This is a genomic window from Kosakonia sp. SOY2 (assembly GCF_027109175.1).
Lineage (GTDB): Bacteria > Pseudomonadota > Gammaproteobacteria > Enterobacterales > Enterobacteriaceae > Kosakonia.
Map to the genome: position 1 here is coordinate 1 of NZ_JAPVXH010000007.1, position 21,993 is coordinate 21,993.

Annotated in this window: 22 protein-coding genes; 12 read left to right on the top strand and 10 right to left on the bottom strand. The window is 52.1% G+C overall.

Features of this window, described 5'->3' with window-relative positions:
• Window positions 1-31 precede the first annotated feature (31 nt).
• Entirely contained in the window at window positions 32-541 is a 510-nt protein-coding gene (mobB, locus tag O3S68_RS22255; RefSeq protein ID WP_045512438.1) for a molybdopterin-guanine dinucleotide biosynthesis protein MobB, read from the bottom strand.
• On the bottom strand, window positions 538-1,125 hold the full coding sequence (gene mobA, locus O3S68_RS22260) for a molybdenum cofactor guanylyltransferase MobA (RefSeq protein WP_269232560.1): 588 nt from the start codon (window positions 1,123-1,125) through the stop codon (window positions 538-540). The genes mobB and mobA overlap by 4 nt, the downstream gene beginning before the upstream one ends.
• A 69-nt stretch (window positions 1,126-1,194) precedes the next feature.
• Between mobA and O3S68_RS22265 the strand changes: the two genes are divergently transcribed.
• From O3S68_RS22265 to dsbA, 3 genes are all read left to right on the top strand, one after another.
• Entirely contained in the window at window positions 1,195-1,464 is a 270-nt protein-coding gene (locus O3S68_RS22265; RefSeq protein WP_017460091.1) for a YihD family protein, read from the top strand.
• 75 nt (window positions 1,465-1,539) lie between these two features.
• Complete coding sequence (locus O3S68_RS22270; protein ID WP_045512429.1) at window positions 1,540-2,526, top strand: serine/threonine protein kinase; 987 nt, start codon at window positions 1,540-1,542, stop codon at window positions 2,524-2,526.
• Between the two features lie 16 nt (window positions 2,527-2,542).
• Window positions 2,543-3,166, top strand: a complete 624-nt coding sequence (gene dsbA, locus O3S68_RS22275; RefSeq protein ID WP_020455881.1) for a thiol:disulfide interchange protein DsbA — start codon at window positions 2,543-2,545, stop codon at window positions 3,164-3,166.
• Window positions 3,167-3,178: 12 nt separating this feature from the next.
• On the opposite strand, the gene O3S68_RS22280 is transcribed toward dsbA, so the two are convergent.
• Window positions 3,179-4,087, bottom strand: coding sequence for an acyltransferase (locus O3S68_RS22280; protein WP_269232605.1), 909 nt, complete (start codon window positions 4,085-4,087; stop codon window positions 3,179-3,181).
• Between the two features lie 422 nt (window positions 4,088-4,509).
• On the opposite strand from O3S68_RS22280, the gene polA reads away from it, so the two are divergent.
• The gene (gene polA / locus O3S68_RS22285) at window positions 4,510-7,296 is read left to right on the top strand and encodes a DNA polymerase I (protein WP_269232561.1); all 2,787 of its coding nucleotides are present in this window, start codon (window positions 4,510-4,512) and stop codon (window positions 7,294-7,296) included.
• Between the two features lie 166 nt (window positions 7,297-7,462).
• Window positions 7,463-7,510: a spot 42 RNA, inhibition of DNA synthesis gene (locus O3S68_RS24355; protein WP_071892919.1), complete on the top strand. Its 48-nt coding sequence runs from the start codon at window positions 7,463-7,465 to the stop codon at window positions 7,508-7,510.
• 93 nt (window positions 7,511-7,603) lie between these two features.
• On the opposite strand, the gene yihA is transcribed toward O3S68_RS24355, so the two are convergent.
• Window positions 7,604-8,233, bottom strand: coding sequence for a ribosome biogenesis GTP-binding protein YihA/YsxC (gene yihA, locus O3S68_RS22290; protein ID WP_044489766.1), 630 nt, complete (start codon window positions 8,231-8,233; stop codon window positions 7,604-7,606).
• A gap of 574 nt (window positions 8,234-8,807) precedes the next feature.
• Between yihA and yihI the strand changes: the two genes are divergently transcribed.
• Together yihI and hemN are read left to right on the top strand one after the other, a co-directional pair.
• Window positions 8,808-9,308 carry a Der GTPase-activating protein YihI gene (yihI, locus tag O3S68_RS22295; RefSeq protein ID WP_017460097.1) on the top strand — a complete coding sequence of 167 codons (501 nt, stop codon included), beginning with the start codon at window positions 8,808-8,810 and terminating at the stop codon, window positions 9,306-9,308.
• A 186-nt stretch (window positions 9,309-9,494) separates the two neighbouring features.
• Window positions 9,495-10,868, top strand: coding sequence for an oxygen-independent coproporphyrinogen III oxidase (gene hemN / locus O3S68_RS22300; RefSeq protein ID WP_269232562.1), 1,374 nt, complete (start codon window positions 9,495-9,497; stop codon window positions 10,866-10,868).
• A 66-nt stretch (window positions 10,869-10,934) separates the two neighbouring features.
• Here hemN and O3S68_RS22305 read toward each other — a convergent pair whose 3' ends face one another.
• The 4 genes from O3S68_RS22305 to glnA form a co-directional block, all read right to left on the bottom strand.
• Entirely contained in the window at window positions 10,935-11,057 is a 123-nt protein-coding gene (locus tag O3S68_RS22305; protein WP_141399381.1) for a YshB family small membrane protein, read from the bottom strand.
• A 110-nt stretch (window positions 11,058-11,167) separates the two neighbouring features.
• Window positions 11,168-12,577 carry a nitrogen regulation protein NR(I) gene (gene glnG / locus O3S68_RS22310; protein ID WP_020455888.1) on the bottom strand — a complete coding sequence of 470 codons (1,410 nt, stop codon included), beginning with the start codon at window positions 12,575-12,577 and terminating at the stop codon, window positions 11,168-11,170.
• Window positions 12,578-12,585: 8 nt separating this feature from the next.
• Window positions 12,586-13,635 (bottom strand): nitrogen regulation protein NR(II), encoded by a 1,050-nt coding sequence (glnL, locus tag O3S68_RS22315; RefSeq protein WP_017460101.1) that lies wholly within the window; start codon window positions 13,633-13,635, stop codon window positions 12,586-12,588.
• A gap of 265 nt (window positions 13,636-13,900) precedes the next feature.
• Window positions 13,901-15,310 (bottom strand): glutamate--ammonia ligase, encoded by a 1,410-nt coding sequence (gene glnA / locus O3S68_RS22320; protein WP_020455889.1) that lies wholly within the window; start codon window positions 15,308-15,310, stop codon window positions 13,901-13,903.
• Between the two features lie 380 nt (window positions 15,311-15,690).
• Between glnA and typA the strand changes: the two genes are divergently transcribed.
• The 5 genes from typA (at window position 15,691) to fabY (ending at window position 20,543) form a co-directional block, all read left to right on the top strand.
• Window positions 15,691-17,514, top strand: coding sequence for a ribosome-dependent GTPase TypA (gene typA / locus O3S68_RS22325; protein WP_017460103.1), 1,824 nt, complete (start codon window positions 15,691-15,693; stop codon window positions 17,512-17,514).
• Window positions 17,515-17,657: 143 nt separating this feature from the next.
• Complete coding sequence (gene yihX, locus O3S68_RS22330; RefSeq protein WP_097407385.1) at window positions 17,658-18,257, top strand: glucose-1-phosphatase; 600 nt, start codon at window positions 17,658-17,660, stop codon at window positions 18,255-18,257.
• Window positions 18,251-19,123, top strand: coding sequence for a virulence factor BrkB family protein (locus O3S68_RS22335; protein WP_020455891.1), 873 nt, complete (start codon window positions 18,251-18,253; stop codon window positions 19,121-19,123). The genes yihX and O3S68_RS22335 overlap by 7 nt, the downstream gene beginning before the upstream one ends.
• Window positions 19,120-19,557, top strand: coding sequence for a D-aminoacyl-tRNA deacylase (gene dtd, locus O3S68_RS22340; RefSeq protein WP_017459695.1), 438 nt, complete (start codon window positions 19,120-19,122; stop codon window positions 19,555-19,557). Before O3S68_RS22335 ends, dtd begins: the two co-directional genes overlap by 4 nt.
• Window positions 19,558-19,601: 44 nt before the next feature.
• A complete protein-coding gene (gene fabY, locus O3S68_RS22345) occupies window positions 19,602-20,543 on the top strand; it encodes a fatty acid biosynthesis protein FabY (RefSeq protein ID WP_020455892.1) in 942 nt (313 codons plus the stop codon).
• Between the two features lie 47 nt (window positions 20,544-20,590).
• On the opposite strand, the gene O3S68_RS22350 is transcribed toward fabY, so the two are convergent.
• The gene (locus tag O3S68_RS22350; RefSeq protein ID WP_045512415.1) at window positions 20,591-20,929 is read right to left on the bottom strand and encodes a nuclear transport factor 2 family protein; all 339 of its coding nucleotides are present in this window, start codon (window positions 20,927-20,929) and stop codon (window positions 20,591-20,593) included.
• A 22-nt stretch (window positions 20,930-20,951) separates the two neighbouring features.
• A complete protein-coding gene (locus O3S68_RS22355; protein ID WP_269232563.1) occupies window positions 20,952-21,863 on the bottom strand; it encodes an alpha/beta hydrolase in 912 nt (303 codons plus the stop codon).
• Window positions 21,864-21,993 lie beyond the last annotated feature (130 nt).

A 21,993-nucleotide genomic window follows, 5' to 3' on the forward strand; every position in this document is an offset into this window, starting at 1 on the left:
CCATGTGAAACAGGCATTGAGTCCCAAAAAACTAACCCACTTGGCTCATCCAGCGCAAAATAAACGTTACTATCTGCTCAATATCATTCAGGTTTAGTACCGGCACACCCTGCCTCAGAGGAATATCACTGGCAATGGCGATAACATGCTTGTCCAGCGTTAACTCCGCTAAATCATGACCGCAGTCATGCCGCCAGAGCAGGATCTTGGGCACCGCCTCATGTTTAAAACCCTCGACTAATACCAGATCCAGTTTTGTTGCATCCATTCTGCTAACCAGATATGCCAAATCCAGCTCGGCTTCATCTGGGGTTTCTGTCATTAACGCCCATCGTTGTGAACTGGCAACCAACGTTTGCGCCGCACCTGCTTTACGTAATTCATAGCTGTCTTTACCGGGCTTATCGACGTCCATATCGTGATGAGTATGTTTGATTAAGCCCGGACGAATACCTTGTTCGCAGAGAGCGGGAATCAACTTTTTAAGCAGCGTCGTTTTGCCGGTTCCGCTCCAGGCAGCAATAGCAAGTAGTGGGATCATGTTCTCTCCTGCCAGTGCGCGAGATCATCTGGGGTGTTCACATTTGTGAATGCGGATTTCACATCACTACAATCCACCGAATGTCCTCCGGCTTGTCGCATAAATACCATCACTCGACGTTCGCCGCTGGCGAGATAATCCTGCAAAAATGGTAAAACGCTGCGGTGTACCAGAGCAATTGCCGGGTGATCTCGTTCGCCATCATTAGCCCACACTGCCGGCGCATTATGCTGCCGGTTCTTTTGTAACCGAGCCATAAGATCCGTTGGTATACGCGGCGTATCGCACGGGCAAAACAGAAACCACTCCCCATCGCTTTGCTGCATAACGGAGAGAATTCCCGCCAGCGGGCCGGGAAAGTTATCCAGCATATCTGTGAGGACGGGTAAGCCACTGGCGCGATAGATTTCAAGGTTTCGATTGGCGCTGATAACTAAGCTGGATACCTGTGGTGCCAGCCGTTCCGCAACATGTTGCCACAGCGGTTTGCCATTTAATTCCTGCAGCCCTTTATCTTTTCCACCCATCCGCGAGGCTTTTCCTCCCGCCAACACCACACCTGTTACTGCACTACTGTCCGTCACCCTTATCGCCTCTTTTATTGTGGGTTTTACCCTGCTAACGTGTCTGTACCCAGAGTAAGGAGCACGATTATGAAATGTAAACGCCTGAATGAAGTTATCGAACTTCTCCAGCCCGCATGGCAAAAAGAGCCGGAGCTTAATTTAGTGCAATTTTTGCAGAAACTGGCGCAAGAGTCAGGTTATCAAGGCGACCTGGTGGATTTAAGTGATGACATCCTGATCTATCACCTGAAAATGCGCGACTCCTCGAAAGATGCGGTGATCCCCGGCATTCAGAAGGATTATGAAGAGGATTTTAAAACCGCGCTGTTGCGCGCGCGCGGCGTAATTAAAGAGTAAAAGCTTGTAAGCGGCGCAACCGAATACGCTACGAAATGATATCCTGAATTATTAGTCGTATTTTTGGATCCCAGGATGACCTGCAACGCCTTTACTTTCCAGACATTACACCCGGATACCATTATGGATGCGCTGTTTGAGCAGGGGATCCGGGTGGATTCCGGGCTTACTCCGCTTAACAGCTATGAAAACCGCGTTTATCAATTTCAGGATGAAGATCGCAAACGCTATGTGGTGAAGTTTTACCGCCCGGCGCGTTGGTCTGCAGAACAAATTCTTGAAGAGCATGAATTTGCTTTAGATTTGCAGCGTGATGACGTGCCGGTTGCGGCGCCGCTCGCTTTCAACAATCAAACCTTACTCACGCATCAGGACTTCTTTTTCGCTGTTTTCCCAAGCGTTGGCGGCCGTCAGTTTGAAGCCGACAACCTGGAGCAAATGGAGTGGGTGGGCCGCTACCTTGGCCGTATGCATCAAACCGGCAGTAAAAAGCGTTTTATAAGTCGTCCGGAAATAGGCGTTAAAGAATATCTGATTGAGCCACGCCAACTTTTTGAAACATCAACGCTCGTTCCTTCTGCTTTAAAAGATGAATTTTTGCGTGCAGCCGATAAGCTTATCGATGCTGTAATGGCGCAATGGCATAACCGTTTTAATCTTCTGCGTCTGCATGGTGATTGCCATGCAGGGAATATTCTCTGGCGAGACGGGCCAATGTTCGTTGATTTAGACGATGCCCGTAATGGCCCCGCCGTACAGGATCTCTGGATGTTGCTACACGGCGATAAAGCCGAGCAGCGTATGCAACTGGAGATAATTGTCGAGGCCTACGAAGAATTCAGTGAATTCAACATGGCTGAGCTGGGGTTAATGGAGCCGCTACGCGCCATGCGCCTGGTTTACTATCTGGCATGGCTGATTCGTCGTTGGGACGATCCAGCATTTCCCAAAAATTTTCCGTGGCTGAGTAGTGAAGATCACTGGCGCAGGCAAATATTGATTTTTCTTGAACAGGTGAAAGTTCTTCAAGAACCACCTTTAGCATTAACACCAATGTATTAAATGGAGAGAGTTGACCATGAAGAAGATTTGGCTGGCGCTGGCAGGAATGATTCTGGCTTTTAGCGCCTCAGCAGCACAACCTACAGACGGCAAGCAATTTATTACGCTCGATAAGCCAGTGGCGGGAGAGCCGCAGGTGCTTGAGTTCTTCTCGTTTTATTGCCCGCATTGCTACGACTTTGAGCAGGTCTGGCATGTTGCTGACGCGGTGAAGAAGAAGCTGCCAGAAGGGACAAAAATGACCAAATACCACGTGGAATTCTTAGGCCCACTGGGTAAAGAGATGACGCAGGCGTGGGCTGTGGCCATGGCGCTTGGTGTGGAAGATAAAATCACCTCTCCACTGTTTGAAGCCGTGCAGAAAACGCAAACCGTGAAGTCTGTTGCTGATATTCGCGATGTCTTCATCAGCGCGGGCGTGAAAGGCGAAGAGTATGACGCTGCGTGGAACAGCTTCGTGGTGAAATCGCTGGTTGCTCAGCAAGAAAAAGCGGCTGCGGATTTACAACTGCAGGGCGTTCCTGCCATGTTTGTTAACGGGAAATACCAGGTTAACCTGCAGGGTATGGACGGGAGCAGCCTGGACGCCTTCGTTCAGGACTACGCAAATACCGTGAAATATCTGGTTGAGAAGAAGTAAAAATAACGCCGGTCACTGACCGGCGTTTTTGTATTCTGCTTTGATAGTATCAATCAGTTCGTCTTTTCCAAGCCACAGTTTATTCAGCCACTGCTGGAAACGCCGTTTAAAATTCTTATCGTTAACGTAGTCGCCATGTAGCGCTTCATCCACCGGCAATAAATTGACTCGCACGACAATACGCGTCAGCTTACCGCTGAGCATATCAAAGAACGGCGTCCGGTCGTTTTCCGGATAACAGAGCGTAACATCAAGCAATTTATCGAACTGTTTACCCAATACATTTAGCGCCATGGCAACACCTGCTGCTTTTGGCGACAGCAGGTTTTTGAAAGAAGAGCGTGTCTGTTGGCGCTTTTCTTCTGTAAAGCGTGAGCCTTCAACAAAGTTCACAATGGTGGTTGGGTGAAAGCGAAATTTCTCGCATGAACGGCGCGTAGTTTCGACATCTTTACCCCGACGTTCAGGGTGGCGAATCAGATAACTTCTGGAGTAACGACGCATAAAAGGCATATCCAGCGCCCAGCAGGCTAGGCCAATAAAAGGTACCCACGCCAGTTGCTGTTTAAGGAAATATTTGTTCATGGGAATATGTTTACGAAACAGTACACATAACACCACAATATCTGCCCAACTATGATGATTGCAGATCAGCAAATACCAGTTCTTCTTATCCAGGCCTTCCAGCCCTTCAACATCCCATTTTAAATAAGGGTTGAGATGCAATAACCAGGAAAGCCCTTCACACCAGCAATACATCATAAAATTGCAGAAAGCGGAGATCGCGCGCCATACCACGGGAACTGGAATTAACAGCTTGAGCATTCCGGCGATAATAATGGGCACGGAGCAAAAAATGGTAACCAATATGGTGAGCAGGACACTCAAAAATAGAGTGGCTACCGCAAGGAATCTCGACATAGTTATATTATTCAGAAAGTTAGCTGCTAAAAGCACACTAAAACAAGCGCAAGGCGCAGATCTTAACAGAAAACGGTTATCAGGAATGCTTAAACCTTGCTGGTAATACCTGAGGAATTATTGGCAATAAATCAAATCAAAATTACTTATATCCACACAGCGTAAATTGTCAGCAAATAGCAATAACGATCATCTTTTATATTATAACTCATTGAATATAAATAATTTGTATAATCCTGCGATCGGCGAAATGGCACAAAAGTCCAGCCTGATAAAAACTATTCACAAACTTATCCACAGGATGTTTATGCGAGCGATCCTGACGATCGCGAAATCTTTTCGGCATTTTCCGCGAAAAACTCATGTTTTCTCCCTGTCTGTGGCATCCTTTAACCATAATTTGATAAACAGGCATGGACATCATGGTTCAGATCCCAGAAAACCCACTTATCCTTGTTGACGGCTCGTCTTACCTTTATCGCGCGTATCATGCGTTTCCGCCGCTGACCAACAGCGCCGGTGAGCCTACTGGCGCTATGTACGGCGTGCTCAACATGCTGCGCAGCCTGATTTTGCAATACCAGCCGACACATGCTGCGGTGGTGTTTGATGCGAAAGGCAAAACCTTCCGTGATGAACTGTTTGAGCATTACAAATCACATCGCCCGCCAATGCCGGACGATTTGCGTGCGCAAATTGAGCCGCTGCACACCATGGTAAAAGCGATGGGATTGCCGTTACTGGCGGTCTCCGGCGTTGAAGCGGATGATGTCATCGGCACGCTGGCGCGTGAAGCCGAAAAAGCGGGGCGGCCCGTGCTGATAAGCACAGGTGATAAAGATATGGCGCAGCTGGTGACGCCAAATATTACGCTTATCAATACCATGACCAACACGATCCTTGGCCCGGATGAAGTGGTGACAAAATATGGTGTCCCGCCGGAGTTAATTATCGATTTCCTCGCTCTGATGGGGGACTCCTCAGATAACATTCCAGGTGTGCCAGGTGTTGGCGAGAAAACGGCGCAGGCGCTGCTACAAGGGCTGGGCGGCCTGGACACGCTCTATGCCGAATCGGATAAAATCGCCGGGCTCACCTTCCGCGGTGCCAAAACCATGGCGGCGAAACTTGAGCAGAACAAAGAGGTGGCTTACCTCTCTTACCAACTGGCCACGATCAAAACGGATGTTGAACTGGAGCTGACCTGCGAACAGCTGGAGGTTCAGCAGCCTGCGGCGCAGGAACTCCTTGAGCTATTTAAGAAATATGAATTCAAACGCTGGAGCGCAGATGTAGAAGCGGGCAAGTGGCTCCAGGCGAAAGGCAGTAAACCGGCGGCGAAACCGCAGGAAACCATTGAGATTGAGGCAGAAGCTGATATTCCCGCAGCCGCACTATCGGCAGAAAATTACGTCACCATTCTCGATGAAGAGACGTTGCAAACATGGATTGGCAAACTGAAAAGCGCACCGCTCTTTGCTTTCGATACGGAAACCGACAGCCTGGACAATATCAGCGCCAACCTGGTTGGCCTCTCCTTTGCGACCGAACCGGGTATCGCGGCTTATGTGCCAGTTGCGCATGATTATCTTGATGCTCCGGATCAAATTCCGCGCGAACGCGTGCTGGAATTGCTGAAACCGCTACTGGAAGATGAAAATGTCCGTAAAGTGGGGCAGAACCTTAAATACGATCGCGGCGTGCTGGAAAATTACGGCATTGAACTGCGCGGTATTGCCTTCGATACCATGCTGGAATCCTACACGCTGGATAGCGTCGCTGGCCGTCATGATATGGACAGTCTCTCCGAGCGCTGGCTGAAGCACAAAACGATCACCTTTGAAGAGATCGCTGGTAAAGGTAAAAACCAACTGACCTTTAATCAGATCGATCTTGAGCAGGCCGGGCGTTATGCGGCGGAAGATGCCGATGTCACGCTGCAACTGCATCTGAAGATGTGGCCGGAGCTGCAAAACAATGCCGGGCCGCTGAACGTCTTCCAGAACATCGAAATGCCGCTGGTGCCGGTAATTTCGCGTATCGAGCGTAACGGCGTCAATATCGATCCCGCCGTGTTACACAAGCACTCCGAAGAGTTGACGCTGCGCCTGGCAGAGCTGGAGAAAAAGGCGCATGAAATTGCGGGCGAGCCGTTTAACCTCTCGTCAACCAAGCAGTTGCAAACCATTCTGTTTGAGAAGCAGGGCATTAAGCCGTTGAAGAAAACGCCTGGTGGCGCGCCGTCGACGTCGGAAGAGGTGCTCGAAGAGCTTGCGCTGGATTACCCACTGCCAAAAGTCATTCTCGAACATCGTGGGCTGGCGAAGCTGAAATCGACCTATACCGATAAGCTGCCGCTGATGATTAACCCGAAAACCGGGCGCGTGCATACCTCGTATCATCAGGCTGTGACGGCAACGGGCCGTTTATCTTCGACCGATCCGAACCTGCAAAATATTCCGGTACGTAATGAAGAAGGCCGCCGTATTCGCCAGGCCTTTATCGCGCCGAAAGATTACGTCATTGTCTCGGCGGACTACTCGCAAATCGAGCTGCGTATTATGGCGCACCTGTCACGCGACAAAGGCCTGCTGTCTGCATTTGCCGAAGGTAAAGACATTCACCGCGCAACAGCGGCAGAAGTGTTTGGTTTGCCATTGGAAAGTGTCAGTAACGAGCAGCGCCGCAGCGCGAAAGCGATCAACTTTGGGCTGATTTACGGCATGAGCGCCTTTGGCTTATCGCGCCAGCTCAATATCCCGCGTAAAGAGTCGCAGAAGTACATGGATCTCTACTTCGAGCGTTATCCTGGCGTGCTGGAATATATGGAGCGTACCCGCGCACAGGCGAAAGAGCGTGGCTATGTTGAAACACTGGACGGGCGTCGTCTTTACTTGCCGGACATCAAATCCAGCAATGGAGCCAGACGAGCCGGTGCGGAACGTGCGGCGATTAATGCTCCAATGCAAGGCACGGCTGCGGACATCATTAAACGCGCCATGATCGCTGTAGATAGCTGGCTGCAAAGCGAGAAACCGCGCGTGCGGTTGATCATGCAGGTACACGATGAACTGGTGTTTGAAGTGCACAAAGATGATGTTGAGGCCGTGTCGAAAAAGATCCATGAACTGATGGAGAGCAGCACTAAACTGGATGTGCCGTTGCTGGTGGAAGTCGGGAGCGGTCAAAACTGGGATCAAGCGCACTAAGTGTTCTGTGGGTAAAGAGCTTTTTCTGTAAGTAAGCAACAAATCACCGTGAGTTTTGTGACAATCATTAGAATTCCCTATGTAAAAATTGAAAAGAAATTACAAAAAGTGCTTTGTCCGGATCTAAAAAGGGAGTAGAGTTATTCGCGTAGGGTACAGAGGTAAGATGTTCTATCTTTCAGACCTTTTACTTCACGTAATCGGATTTGGCTGAATATTTAGCCGCCCCAGTCAGAAATGACTGGGGCGTTTTTTATTGTGCGAAAGAAAGAAAAAAGCGCGGCGAATGCCACGCTTGATAGGAAGGTTACTCGCCCGTTTCTTCTTCCACTGGCGGCAGGTTATTGAACCAGCCATCCAGTTTCTCACGTAGTTTGTCCACGCCCTGTTTTTTCAGCGACGAGAAGGTTTCAACCTGTACTTCGCCGTTAAAAGCAAGCACAGCTTCACGTACCATATTCAGCTGCGCTTTCCGCGCACCGCTGGCCAGTTTATCCGCCTTGGTCAGCAGCACCAGCACTTGCAGATTGCTCTCGACTGCCCACAGGATCATCTGCTGATCAAGATCTTTCAGGGGATGGCGAATATCCATCAGCACCACCAGGCCTTGCAGGCACTGGCGTTTTTCGAGGTATTCGCCCAGCGCGCGCTGCCATTTGAGTTTCATCTCTTCCGGCACTTCCGCGTAACCGTAACCCGGCAAGTCGACAAGACGTTTGCCTTCAGCGACTTCAAACAAGTTGATCAGCTGCGTACGGCCGGGCGTTTTCGAGGTTCGCGCCAGGTTTTTCTGGTTAGTCAGGGTATTAAGTGCGCTCGATTTACCTGCGTTGGAGCGGCCAGCAAAAGCCACTTCAATGCCGGTATCAGCGGGTAAGTGGCGAATATCAGGCGCACTGGTGACAAAGTGCGTCTGTTGGTAATTCCAGTTAGTCAAAATGGTCGTCTCCATCGTCAAAGCATGCGGCGATTATACCTGAACCCACGCAAAAGGCTGTTTTTCTCGCCAGAAACTCTGCTGTGAGCCATTACCGCGCGCTATGTAAGATATTTGCCCTTTTCGTTATACGAACTTTCGGAGAAGTTGCAGATTAAAAAATGGCTAAAAGTTATTTAATCAAAGGGTTATGTATATAGAATTTTCTTAAACTGCGGGTTCCGGGACTTTTCCTGCTTGTCAGTTTAGCTCAGAAGGGTAAAGTAACCCACCAAGGCCGGATGCTGCTTGTGGAAGGATAACTCACGGAATGAGGGGTCAGGAGCGCCAGGAGGCGAAGACCGGAGACTAACGTCAGAAGACGTTGAAAAGGAAAAGGAACCGTAACAGGGAACGTTCTACGCTAACGGATAAACAGGGCAAGTTGATAGCGAACACGGAATGTAAAACCCATTACGGGTGAAGGGTCAAGAAAAAAGGCGACAGTTTGCACTGTCGCCTTTTTTCTTTGCTTGCTTTCTGCTAGATTCCGCCGCAATTCTATACTGATGAAAAACGACTTAAGACCACTAATATGAAAAAACCGTCCACCAATCCGCGCGGTAAAGTGCGCCGTAAAACCCGTGAAGAGTTAAATCAGGAAGGCCGCGATCGTAAGCGTGAGAAAAAGCACCGCGGTAATGCTTCAGGCAGCCGTGCGAACGGTGGCGACGGCGCTTCTGGCTCCGGAAGGGGTAAACAGCAAAAAGATCCGCGTATTGGCAGTAAAAAACCGATCCCGCTGGGTGTCACCGACACGCCGGTCAATAAGCAGCACAAACCTAAGAGCGAGAAACCTATGCTTTCACCACAGGCTGAGCTGGAAATGCTGGAAACGGATGAGCGCCTGGACGCGCTACTGGAACGTCTGGAAGAGGGTGAAACCCTGAGCGCTGACGATCAAGCGTGGGTCGATGCCAAACTGGACCGCATTGATGAGCTGATGCAGAAGCTTGGCCTCTCTTACGATGATGACGAAGAAGAGGAAGAAGAAGGCAAAGAAGATATGATGCGTCTGCTGAAAGGCGGCAACTAATCCTTTTCTATGGGGCTTTCTGTCCTGCTTATAACCCTTCCGGTTATATGTTATCTGGTGTGGTTATTCGTTAAACTACAGCGGTTGTCGCGGCGCAAGCTGTGGCTGCGCAACCGGCTTATGACCCGAAACGAGGTCAGGCCGGGCCGCCGGAACCGCCAGCGGCGTCATCGGAAGGAGTAAACAATGTCTGAGCAAGTCATCGACTGGGACCTGGCCCTGATCCAGAAATATAACTATTCCGGGCCGCGTTACACCTCATATCCTACCGCGCTGGAGTTTTCCGACGCTTACGGCGAAGACGATTTTCGCCAGGCTGTGGCGCGTTATCCTGAGCGACCGCTGTCGCTATATGTGCATATCCCGTTTTGTCACAAGCTGTGCTACTTCTGCGGTTGCAATAAGATTGTCACCCGCCAGCAGCATAAAGCCGATCAGTATCTGGACGCGCTCGAGCAGGAAATTATTCACCGCGCGCCGCTATTTTCAGGTCGCCACGTCAGCCAGTTGCACTGGGGCGGGGGAACACCGACTTACCTGAACAAAGCGCAAATCAGCCGTCTGATGAGCCTGCTGCGCGGTCATTTTGCGTTTAATGCTGATGCGGAAATCTCGATCGAAGTTGATCCGCGCGAAATCGAACTGGATGTGCTCGATCATCTGCGCAGCGAGGGCTTTAATCGCCTGAGCATGGGCGTGCAGGATTTCAACAAAGAGGTTCAGCGTCTGGTTAACCGCGAGCAGGATGAAGCCTTTATCTTCGCGCTGCTCAATCATGCCCGCGATATTGGTTTTACCTCGACCAATATTGACCTGATTTACGGCCTGCCAAAACAGACGCCGGAAAGCTTCGCTTTTACGTTACAACGCGTGGCGGCGCTTAGCCCGGATCGCCTGAGCGTCTTTAACTACGCCCATTTGCCAACATTATTCGCCGCACAGCGCAAAATCAAAGACGCTGATTTGCCGACGGCGCAGCAGAAGCTCGATATTTTGCAGCAGACCATCGCTTCGCTGACCGGCTCCGGTTACCAGTTTATTGGCATGGATCACTTTGCCCGCCCGGACGACGAGCTGGCTATTGCTCAGCGAGAAGGTGTATTGCATCGTAATTTCCAGGGCTACACCACGCAGGGCGACAGCGATCTGCTGGGGTTGGGTGTTTCTGCCATTAGCATGATCGGCGATAGCTACGCGCAAAACCAAAAAGAGCTGAAACACTATTATCAGCAAGTGGACGAGCGCGGAAATGCGCTGTGGCGCGGTATCGCGTTAACCCGTGACGACTGTATTCGCCGTGATGTGATCAAAGGACTGATTTGCAACTTCCGCCTTGAGTTCGATGCGGTGGAACGTGCCTGGGATCTCAACTTCCGTGACTATTTTGCCGAGGATTTGCGCCTGCTGGCGCCGCTGGTGGTGGACGGGCTGGTGGCAATGAACGAGCAGGGATTGCAAGTCACAGCGAAAGGGCGTTTGCTGATCCGCAATATTTGCATGTGTTTCGATGTTTATCTGCGGCGCAAGGCGCGTTTGCAGCAGTTTTCACGCGTGATTTAACGAGATGGCGCATCAAGCCTACAAAACACGTTCTGTAGGCCTGATAAGCGCAGCATAACGCGAAGATTAGCTAAACAGCCCAACCAGCGCGGCACACAGAACAGCCGCGATGGCTGTTTGCGGTGTGTGGCTTGCCGACGCGCCAGCTTCTACGCCTGCAGTGACCACATTGATTAATGATTCCAGCATGATGACCTCTCCCATGAACGGGCAAGATCATACGTCACTGCCGGTAACAGTAAAGCGCAAAATAACGGCAATTTGCGATCGCGATTCATTCTTTACATTTCACCCGCACACTACTCCATTCCCAGTTCTTTCAACTTACGCGTCAGGGTATTACGACCCCATCCGAGCAGCCGCGCCGCTTCCTGTTTGTGGCCCTGCGTGTGACGTAGCGCCGTGGTCAGCAAGGTACGCTCCATTTCCGGTTGCGCTTCTGAAAGCAGGTTTTGATGACCGGAACGTAATGCGCGATCCGCCCATTGCGCCAGCAGCGTTGCCCAACTGTCCGGCAGGCTCTGCGAAGGGCTGTCCGGCACGCTGGTTTCGAACAACTCGCCTGGCAAATCCTGAATCAACACTTCCTGGCCTGCGGCCATAACCGTTAACCAGCGGCAGGTGTTTTCCAGCTGGCGGACGTTACCCGGCCATGCCAGACGCGTTAACGCGGTTTCGGTTTCCGGGTGCAGTTGTTTCGTTTCCACGCCCAGTTCACGGGCGGCGACTTGCAAAAAGTGGCGTGCTAAACGCGGAATATCTTCCCGGCGTTCACGCAGCGGCGGCAAATGAACGCGGATCACATTCAGGCGGTGAAACAGATCCTCACGGAATTTGCCCTCCTGAACGCGCTGTTCCAGGTTCTGGTGTGTGGCTGCGATAATACGGACATCGACCTTCACTGGCGCATAGCCGCCAACGCGATAAAACTGGCCATCGGCCAGCACGCGCAGCAACCGAGTCTGCACATCCAGCGGCATGTCGCCTATTTCGTCCAGAAACAGTGTCCCACCATCGGCTTGCTCAAAACGTCCCTGACGAATTGTATTCGCGCCGGTAAACGCCCCTTTTTCGTGACCAAACAGTTCCGATTCAATCAAATCCTTCGGAATGGCGGCCATATTGAGGGCGATAAACGGCGCTTTCACACGCGGACTGTGGCGATGCAGCGCATGAGCCACCAGTTCTTTACCGGTCCCCGATTCACCATTAATCAATACGCTGATCGACGAGCGCGACAGGCGACCGATAATGCGAAACACATCCTGCATCGCCGGTGCTTCACCGATGATGTCAGTTGTCGGGCCGCTGGCCTGCACATTGCGCGGCTGCTGCTGTTCCTGATAATGGCTGATAGCGCGCTCAACCAGCGCAACGGCTTCGTCGATATCAAACGGTTTAGGCAGATAATCGAATGCCCCTTGCTGATACGCGCTTACCGCCGCATCAAGATCGGAATGCGCGGTCATAATTATGACCGGGAGCATCGGATGGCGCTGTTTGATCTGTTTCAGTAACGCAAGACCATCCATCCCTGGCATACGAATATCCGAAAGCAGTACATCCGGGGTTTTGGTGGTGAGTGCGTCTAGCACTTCATTGGCACTTTCAAACGTTGTACAACTCAAGCCAGCTCCGGTGAGCGCGCGTTCCAGCACCCAACGGATGGAGCTATCGTCATCAACGATCCAGACTATCCCTCGTTGCATAAACACCTCTACTTCCGAATAGGCAGAAATACCGAGAATTCGGTATGGCCTGGCCAACTGGTAAATTCAATTTTGCCAGAATGTTGATCAATCAAACTGCGTGCGATAGATAACCCCAGCCCGGTACCGCCTTCGCGTCCGCTTACCATCGGATAGAACAACGTATCCTGCAGGTGCGACGGAATACCCGGGCCGTTATCTTCCACATCTATTCTCGCCGCGAGGCGATAACGCACACCGTGCAGCGTTAGCTGGAAGGCAGTACGGGTACGCAGAATAATTTCGCCCCCCTCCGGCCCCAGCGCCTGCAAAGCGTTACGCACAATATTCAGTAAAACCTGTTCGATTTGGTCGGGATCGTGCGCGAGCTCCGGCAAACTTGGATCGTAATCACGGGTTAAGGTGACATTCTCCGGTAGTTCCATCGATACCAGTTTCACTACACGCTCAGCCACTTTGTGAATACTTTCGGTAACGTGCATCCCCGGTTGTTGCGGCCCTAACAGGCGATCAACCAGGTTACGCAAGCGGTCAGCCTGCTCGATAATCACTTTGGTGTATTCCAGTAATGCTGGATCGGGCAGGGCTTTGCTCAGCAACTGCGCCGCACCGCGTAAACCGCCAAGCGGGTTTTTAATTTCATGCGCCAGACCGCGTACCAGATCGCGCGCCGCAACTTGTTGCGCATGCTGGAGCTGCTCCTGGCTGAGACGGCGCTGGTTATCCATCGGCGCCATTTCAAGCAGAATCAAACCATCCGGCAGACGCTGCGCCGTCAGCGAAAGAATGTGTGAGCGCCCGTCAATCACGAGGGTCACTTCGTTATCGGTAAACCCCTGTCCGGCATGCAAACTTTCCCGCATCAAATCGATGTTCAGTGAAAAGTAACTCAGCAGTTCGGGGAGCGGTGTGCCGAATAACTTACGAGAGCTTTGCGCCAGCAGTTGCTGTGCCGCAGGGTTGGCGTAATGTACCGCCAGGTCGTCATCAACCAGCAAGATGCTGTTGATCAAAGAATTGAGGATCTGCCCAGCATCGGGCAGCACGCCGCTTGCCATTTAGCAGTCTCCCGGAGGTGTGCACCAATTTAGTGCAGTATAGCGTTTTATTGATAAAAAGCGCGTTAGATCAGGTTGTTGGTGGAGAAAAAAGCCCATCCAGGGATGGGCTAAAAGTTCCACGGCAACTAAAAATCCTCTGGCATCTTTCTCACCGTAGCAGCGTTGGCTGCCCTCATTAGCCCGAATCACTTATAGACTAAGCTCATCGGGACTCATTCGGTTGCCACCTTGCTGCGACAAGACTTCTGCCGAGTCTTAATTATTAAACGCTGTAGTACAGTTCGAACTCTACCGGGTGCGGCGTCATGCGAACGCGGTCGTTCTCTTCCATACGCAGCGCGATGTAAGCATCGATAGCGTCGTCGGTGAACACGCCACCAGCAGTCAGGAACTCGCGGTCAGCATCCAGCGCGTTGAGCGCTTCTTCCAGAGAGCCTGCAACCTGCGGGATCTCTTTCGCTTCTTCAGCCGGCAGGTCATACAGGTTTTTGTCCATCGCTTCGCCCGGATGGATTTTGTTTTTAATGCCATCCAGACCGGCCATCAGCAGCGCTGCGAAGCACAGGTACGGGTTAGCAGCCGGATCCGGGAAGCGAACTTCGATACGGCGCGCTTTCGGAGAAGCCACCACCGGAATACGGATAGAAGCAGAACGGTTACGAGCAGAGTAAGCCAGCATTACCGGCGCTTCATAACCCGGGACCAGACGCTTGTAAGAGTTGGTGGTCGGGTTAGACAGGGCGTTGATCGCTTTTGCGTGTTTGATTACGCCGCCAATGTAGTACAGCGCCATTTCAGACAGGCCAGCGTATTTGTCGCCAGAGAACAGGTTCGTGCCGTTCTTGGACAGAGACATGTGGCAGTGCATACCGGAACCGTTATCACCGAACATCGGTTTCGGCATAAAGGTCGCGGTTTTGCCGAAGCGGTGAGCAACGTTGTGCACCACATATTTGTAAATCTGAATTTCGTCCGCTTTTTTGGTCATGGTGTTGAAGCGGGTAGCCACTTCGTTCTGACCAGCCGTTGCCACTTCGTGGTGGTGAGCTTCAACAACCAGGCCCATCTCTTCCATCACCAGACACATGGTAGAACGCAGATCCTGTGATGAATCAACCGGCGGAACCGGGAAGTAACCGCCTTTCACTGCCGGACGGTGACCTTTGTTACCACCTTCGTATTTGGTGGAGGTGTTCCATGCGCCTTCGATATCGTCGATAGCGACGCTGGAACCGGAGATGGAGCTGCCGAAACGTACGTCGTCGAACAGGAAGAATTCCGGTTCTGGCCCAAACAGAACGGTGTCTGCCAGACCGGTGGAGCGCAGGTACTCTTCAGCGCGTTTAGCGATGGAGCGCGGGTCACGATCGTAGCCCTGCATGGTGCCTGGTTCGAGGATATCGCAACGAATGATCAGCGTAGACTCTTCGTAGAACGGGTCAATGACAGCGGTAGTCGCGTCCGGCATCAGCACCATGTCTGATTCGTTGATGCCTTTCCAGCCACCAATCGAAGAACCATCAAACATTTTACCTTCTTCAAAGAAGTCGGCGTTTACCTGATGGGCTGGGATAGTGACGTGCTGTTCTTTACCTTTGGTATCGGTGAAGCGCAGATCGACAAACTTCACTTCGTGCTCATTCAGCATCGTCAAAACGTGTTCAGCGGACATACTTAAACTCTCCCGGATTTGTCATTGTCGTCGTGGTAACGAGGTCTTCTAATTACTACGTAAGCTGGCGTAGTTATCGTGCAATCGTTAAAGCGAAATCTATGCCAACTTTTAAATGCCCCTAAAAAGGCGTTATCATGCACGGTATAGTGCAAAAGGGCTGCACCATGATGGTTATGTTGCACCAATATAGTGCCTTTATGTGAACATTGGGCACTATATTGGTGCAATTTTCGTTAAATGCCCCTTTTAACGCTCCGTGAAAGCGATCACAAAGCAACTCTGCAATACTTGTTTGCGGAGGATGTTTGTGATCCTGTTTAGTCCTTCGATTAATACGTGTACAATAACGCGCTATTTCTAATGCCTGAGGCAAAGTTGTGATCGAAAATCTGCGTAACATCGCCATCATTGCTCACGTTGACCACGGTAAAACGACCCTGGTTGACAAGCTGCTGCAGCAATCCGGTACGTTCGACGAACGTGCTGAAACTCAAGAGCGTGTGATGGACTCCAACGATTTGGAGAAAGAGCGTGGGATTACCATCCTCGCTAAAAACACCGCTATCAAATGGAATGATTACCGTATCAACATCGTTGATACCCCAGGGCACGCCGACTTCGGTGGTGAAGTTGAGCGTGTGATGTCCATGGTCGATTCCGTGCTGCTGGTGGTTGACGCATTTGACGGCCCTATGCCGCAAACGCGTTTCGTGACCAAAAAAGCATTTGCCCATGGCCTGAAACCGATTGTGGTAATCAACAAAGTTGACCGTCCTGGTGCGCGTCCGGACTGGGTTGTCGATCAGGTATTCGACCTGTTCGTTAACCTGGACGCGACCGACGAGCAGCTGGACTTCCCGATCGTTTACGCTTCTGCGCTGAACGGTATCGCGGGTATGGACCACGAAGACATGGCTGAAGACATGACCCCGCTGTACCAGGCGATTGTTGACCATGTACCTGCTCCGAACGTCGATCTCGACGGCACTTTCCAGATGCAGATCTCCCAGCTCGACTACAACAACTATGTTGGTGTAATCGGCATCGGTCGTATCAAGCGCGGTAAAGTAAAACCGAACCAGCAAGTCACTATCATTGATAGCGAAGGCAAAACCCGCAACGGTAAAGTCGGCAAAGTGCTGACCCACCTGGGGCTGGAGCGTATCGATAGCGAGATCGCCGAAGCCGGCGACATCATTGCGATCACCGGTCTGGGCGAGCTGAACATCTCCGACACCATCTGCGATCCGCAGAACGTCGAAGCGCTGCCGGCACTGTCTGTTGATGAACCGACCGTAACCATGTTCTTCAACGTCAACACCTCTCCGTTCTGTGGTAAAGAAGGTAAGTACGTGACTTCACGTCAGATCCTCGACCGCCTGAACAAAGAGCTGGTGCACAACGTTGCGCTGCGCGTTGAAGAGACCGAAGACGCTGACGCATTCCGCGTTTCCGGCCGTGGTGAGCTGCACTTGTCCGTGCTTATCGAGAACATGCGTCGTGAAGGTTTCGAAATGGCGGTTTCCCGTCCGAAAGTTATCTTCCGCGAAATCGATGGCCGCAAACAAGAGCCGTTCGAAAACGTCACGCTGGACGTTGAAGAGCAGCACCAGGGTTCTGTGATGCAGGCGCTGGGCGAGCGTAAAGGCGATCTGAAAAACATGAATCCGGACGGCAAAGGCCGCGTACGTCTCGACTACGTGATCCCAAGCCGTGGTCTGATCGGCTTCCGTTCAGAGTTCATGACCATGACTTCCGGTACCGGTCTGCTGTACTCCACCTTCAGCCACTACGACGATGTTCGTCCGGGTGAAGTGGGCCAGCGTAACAACGGTGTGCTGATCTCCAACGGTCAGGGTAAAGCGGTTGCGTTCGCACTGTTCGGCCTGCAGGATCGCGGTAAGTTGTTCCTCGGTCACGGCGCGGAAGTTTACGAAGGCCAGATCATCGGTATTCACAGCCGTTCTAACGACCTGACGGTAAACTGCCTGACCGGTAAGAAACTGACCAACATGCGTGCGTCTGGTACAGACGAAGCTACGGTTCTGGTTCCGCCGATCAAGATGACCCTGGAGCAAGCTCTGGAATTCATCGATGACGACGAACTGGTAGAAGTGACCCCGCTCTCTATCCGTATTCGTAAACGTCACCTGACGGAAAACGACCGTAAACGCGCAATGCGCGGAGCGAAAGAAGAGTAATCGCTCTTTATTTGCTTGTGAAAAAGCCGCTGATTTTCAGCGGCTTTTTTTATGTCTGTATCTTCTTCGCGTGAAGCCGCGAACTATTCAAGTCAGAACTTTCCCGCTACAGTTAACTCTCCACGGCTGGCAAGGAGAGAGAAATGCTCTATATCTTTGATTTAGGTAACGTGATTGTCGACATCGACTTCAATCGGGTGCTGGGTGTCTGGAGCGATTTTAGCCGTGTGCCGCTGGCGACCTTAAAGCAGAATTTCACCATGGGCGAGCCGTTTCATCAGCACGAACGAGGGGAAATCAGCGACGAAGATTTCGCTAAAGCGCTGTGTCATGAAATGGAACTACCGCTCAGCTACGAGCAGTTTTCCACCGGCTGGCAGGCCGTGTTTGTCGCGCTGCGCAAAGAGGTCGTCGACATCATGCACAAACTGCGTGAGCAGGGGCATCGGGTCGTCGTGTTATCGAATACTAACCGTCTGCACACCACGTACTGGCCGGAACAATATCCGGAAATTCAGGCGGCGGCTGACCATATTTATCTTTCCCAGGAAATGGGGATGCGTAAGCCGGAAGCGCGAATTTATCAGCAAGTGCTGGCGCTCGAAGGTTTCTCTGCCGAAGATAGCGTCTTTTTCGACGACAATGCGGATAATATCGCCGGTGCGGAACAACTGGGCATAACCAGTATTCTGGTGACGGATAAAACGACCATCCCGGACTATTTCGCGAAACAGCTATGCTAAAAAATCTGCGGCATCATGCAAAACATCGCACGCGCCCGCTTGTTGCCTGGTTGCGGTTGCTATGGCGGCGCATTGATGAAGACCATATGACGACGCTGGCGGGGAATCTCGCCTACGTCTCTTTGCTTTCGCTGGTGCCGCTGATCGCCGTGGTGTTTGCATTATTCGCTGTTTTTCCTATGTTTTCTGAAATTAGCGTCCAGTTGCGCCACTTTGTATTTGCCAATTTCATTCCCACCACCGGCGATGTGATTCAGAACTACATTGAGCAGTTTGTGGCGAACTCCACCAAAATGACGGCGGTTGGCGCATGCGGGCTGGTGGTGACATCTCTGCTGCTGATGTACTCCATCGATTCGGCGCTAAACACCATCTGGCGCAGTACGCGTGTACGCCCGCATGTTTATTCATTTGCCGTCTACTGGATGATCCTGACGCTCGGCCCGCTGCTGGCGGGTGCCAGCCTGGCGATAAGCTCCTACTTGCTGTCGCTGCGCTGGGCCAGCGAGCTGGATAGCGTGATTGATGATGTGCTGCGCATATTTCCGCTGATCCTGTCGTGGCTCTCTTTTTGGTTGCTGTACAGCATTGTGCCGACAACCCGCGTGCCGAACCGCGATGCGATTGTCGGCGCGTTTGTCGCCGCACTGCTGTTTGAGTTCGGTAAAAAGATTTTTGGTCTCTACATCACCATGTTTCCGTCTTACCAGCTCATTTATGGCGTGCTGGCTGTCATCCCCATTTTGTTCCTCTGGGTCTACTGGACCTGGTGTATCGTCTTGCTTGGCGCAGAAATAACTGTCACTCTCGGTGAATACCGAAAACTCAAAATAGCCGCACAGCAAGAAGAAGCAGACCAACCATGATTGCATTAATTCAACGTGTTTCCCGCGCGAGCGTTAGCGTGGCGGGTGAGGTGACGGGCGAAATCGGCCCTGGACTTTTGGTGTTGTTGGGCGTCGAAAGGGAAGACGATGAACAAAAAGCGAACCGCCTGTGCGAACGTGTGCTGGGGTATCGTATTTTTGGCGACGCGGAAGGGAAGATGAATCTTAACGTCCAGCAGGCTGGTGGGAGTGTGCTGGTGGTGTCGCAATTTACGCTGGCGGCGGATACAGAACGTGGCATGCGTCCGGGGTTTTCCCGTGGCGCTGCGCCGGAAAAAGCCGAGGCGCTGTACCACTATTTTGTTGAACGTTGCCGCAGCCAGCAAATGGAAACGCAAACCGGGCGATTCGCTGCCGATATGCAGGTTTCGCTGGTCAACGACGGCCCCGTCACGTTCTGGTTGCAAGTATGAGCCAGCTTGCGGCGTGGCCCCTGGTTACAAGAGAGAGTGCTGCTATGTACCACCTTCGCGTACCGCAAACGGAAGAAGAGTTAGAGCTCTATTACCAGTTCCGCTGGGAAATGCTGCGTAAACCGCTGCATCAACCGAAAGGTTCCGAGCGTGATGGCTGGGATGCGATGGCACATCATCAGATGGTTGTCGACGAAGAGGGCAACATTGTCGCTATCGGTCGGTTGTATATCAACGCGGATAACGAAGGGTCGATTCGCTTTATGGCGGTCCATCCGGACGTGCAGGAAAAAGGCCTTGGCACATTGATGGCGATGACGCTGGAGTCCGTGGCCCGCCAGGAAGGGGTGAAGCGCGTGACCTGTAGCGCCCGTGAGGATGCGGTGGCGTTCTTCGCGAAACTCGGGTTCGTCAATGAAGGGGAAATCACCGCGCCGCAAACCACGCCGGTACGCCACTTTTTGATGATCAAACCGATCGCCACGCTCGATGATATTCTGCATCGCGGCGACTGGTGCGGGCAGTTGCAGCAGGCCTGGTATCAGCATATCCCGCTGAGTGAAAAGATGGGTGTGCGTATTCAGCAGTACACCGGGCAGAAATTTATCACCACCATGCCGGAAACCGGCAACCAGAATCCGCACCACACGCTGTTCGCCGGTAGCCTGTTTTCCCTGGCGACGCTTACCGGTTGGGGGCTGATCTGGCTGATGCTGCGCGAACGCCATCTCGGCGGCACCATCATCCTTGCCGATGCGCATATTCGCTATAGCACGCCGATCACCGGTAAACCGAGCGCGATTGCCGATCTTGGCTCGCTAAGCGGTGATTTGGACCGTCTGGCGCGCGGGCGCAAAGCGCGCGTTCAGCTACAGGTTGAGCTGTTTGGTGAAGATAAGCAGGGTGCGATCTTCGAAGGCATTTATATCGTCTTGCCCGCCAAACCCTTCGGCTCGTTCGAAGAGGGCGGTAACGAGGAAGAGTAATCGTTCGCGCCTGACGATACAGGCGCGCAACGTCCTGCGAACAACCCCTACTGCGCGAAGAAAAACCACGCGATTTTGATCAACCCATCCTGCACTTCATAGACGGCCATATTTTCAATCACCGACTCGCCGATGCCGTAGATTTTTTCGTGATCGAACACCTTATTGCCCATCACCGTGCGCGAGAGCAACTCGGCGCGTAATGCCGGGTTGTTAAAGCGATGCGCAGCATAAAAGGCACGTAATGCTTCAAGCCCTTGCAGCGACGGCTCAGTGGATGGCAAGCGATACGCGATAAAATCGTCGCTAAAACAGGCGGTAAACGCCTCAATATCATGGGCATTGTAAGCAGCAAACTGCTTTTCCACAGGACTTACGACAGACATCGGCTCTCCTTTTTTCACGCGGTTATATCCTGGCCACCCGTGCGGCCACGTCTCTTATCGCATCTTTTGCACTTTGGCTGATCCCGGCAAGCTGGAAGAAGCCATGGATCACGCCCTGATATTGTGAACAAGTGCAGGTTACGCCCTGCTCGGTCATGTGCTTAAACAGTGCTTCGCCCTCATCACATAACGGGTCGAACTCTGCGGTAATGATGTGTACCGGCGGCAGACCGGAAAAATCATCGCGCCACAGCGGGCTGACATCCGGCAACAGGCGATCGGTATCGCCAAGATACATTTCATAGCCTGAAAGCAGCGCCTCGCGGGTAATCACATAATCGGAACCGTTAAAGGTATAGCTATCAAAATAGGCGGTGGCGTCGAGCATCGGGTAAATCAACACCAGTTGCGCCGGTTGCCATGTCGCCGCAGCTTTCAGCCGTAGCGCCGTCACCAGCGCCAGGTGACCGCCTGCGCTATCCCCCGCAAGCGTGATACGTTTGCTGTCGATACCGAGTTTTTCGGCGTTTTTCCATACAATATCGGCACCAGATTGCGCATCATCATGTGCGGCAGGCCAGCGATGTTCCGGCGCCAAACGGTACTGCACAGCAACAACCCGGCAACCACTATAAAAGGCCAGCTGACGCAACTGCTTATCGTGCGTGTCGAAGCCGCCGCTAATAAAGCAGCCGCCGTGGTAGTAAATCAACGCGGGAAGATCACCGCTGGCGTTCTGCGGCGAAAACAGACGAAACGTCATGCCTTCAAGCGTTATATCTTCAACCTGAACGCGCGTTTCCGTTTCCCCTGCCAGTACGGTGCTGGCGACATATCCACTGCGCCGGTCATCAATACTCTTCGCCCGTGCTGACGGGCGACCGGCGGCAATAAAGTCGCTCACCAGCCCGGCAATACCTTTTTCCAGTGCCATTCCGCTAACCTTTATCTGTATAAATATCCAGCCTTTATAGCCTGGTTTAACCTGAATGGGAACGGTGATTTTTAACGCCAGAAGGCGTGAGAAGAGGGCAGGGGAAAGTGAAAAAGGCTGACAACCCTTG

What these genes read in the sequence shown, in the direction of transcription:
- mobB (WP_045512438.1), bottom strand. Translation starts at nt 541, where the DNA reads ATGATCCCACTACTTGCTATTGCTGCCTGGAGCGGAACCGGCAAAACG.
- glnL (WP_017460101.1), bottom strand. Translation starts at nt 13,635, where the DNA reads ATGGCAAGCGGCGTGCTGCCCGATGCTGGGCAGATCCTCAATTCTTTG.
- glnG (WP_020455888.1), bottom strand. Translation starts at nt 12,577, where the DNA reads ATGCAACGAGGGATAGTCTGGATCGTTGATGACGATAGCTCCATCCGT.
- O3S68_RS22355 (WP_269232563.1), bottom strand. Translation starts at nt 21,863, where the DNA reads ATGGCACTGGAAAAAGGTATTGCCGGGCTGGTGAGCGACTTTATTGCC.
- yihI (WP_017460097.1), top strand. Translation starts at nt 8,808, where the DNA reads ATGAAAAAACCGTCCACCAATCCGCGCGGTAAAGTGCGCCGTAAAACC.
- O3S68_RS22335 (WP_020455891.1), top strand. Translation starts at nt 18,251, where the DNA reads ATGCTAAAAAATCTGCGGCATCATGCAAAACATCGCACGCGCCCGCTT.
- O3S68_RS22265 (WP_017460091.1), top strand. Translation starts at nt 1,195, where the DNA reads ATGAAATGTAAACGCCTGAATGAAGTTATCGAACTTCTCCAGCCCGCA.
- O3S68_RS22350 (WP_045512415.1), bottom strand. Translation starts at nt 20,929, where the DNA reads ATGTCTGTCGTAAGTCCTGTGGAAAAGCAGTTTGCTGCTTACAATGCC.
- O3S68_RS22280 (WP_269232605.1), bottom strand. Translation starts at nt 4,087, where the DNA reads ATGTCGAGATTCCTTGCGGTAGCCACTCTATTTTTGAGTGTCCTGCTC.
- polA (WP_269232561.1), top strand. Translation starts at nt 4,510, where the DNA reads ATGGTTCAGATCCCAGAAAACCCACTTATCCTTGTTGACGGCTCGTCT.
- dtd (WP_017459695.1), top strand. Translation starts at nt 19,120, where the DNA reads ATGATTGCATTAATTCAACGTGTTTCCCGCGCGAGCGTTAGCGTGGCG.
- fabY (WP_020455892.1), top strand. Translation starts at nt 19,602, where the DNA reads ATGTACCACCTTCGCGTACCGCAAACGGAAGAAGAGTTAGAGCTCTAT.
- dsbA (WP_020455881.1), top strand. Translation starts at nt 2,543, where the DNA reads ATGAAGAAGATTTGGCTGGCGCTGGCAGGAATGATTCTGGCTTTTAGC.
- O3S68_RS22270 (WP_045512429.1), top strand. Translation starts at nt 1,540, where the DNA reads ATGACCTGCAACGCCTTTACTTTCCAGACATTACACCCGGATACCATT.
- O3S68_RS22305 (WP_141399381.1), bottom strand. Translation starts at nt 11,057, where the DNA reads ATGCTGGAATCATTAATCAATGTGGTCACTGCAGGCGTAGAAGCTGGC.
- glnA (WP_020455889.1), bottom strand. Translation starts at nt 15,310, where the DNA reads ATGTCCGCTGAACACGTTTTGACGATGCTGAATGAGCACGAAGTGAAG.
- yihX (WP_097407385.1), top strand. Translation starts at nt 17,658, where the DNA reads ATGCTCTATATCTTTGATTTAGGTAACGTGATTGTCGACATCGACTTC.
- hemN (WP_269232562.1), top strand. Translation starts at nt 9,495, where the DNA reads ATGTCTGAGCAAGTCATCGACTGGGACCTGGCCCTGATCCAGAAATAT.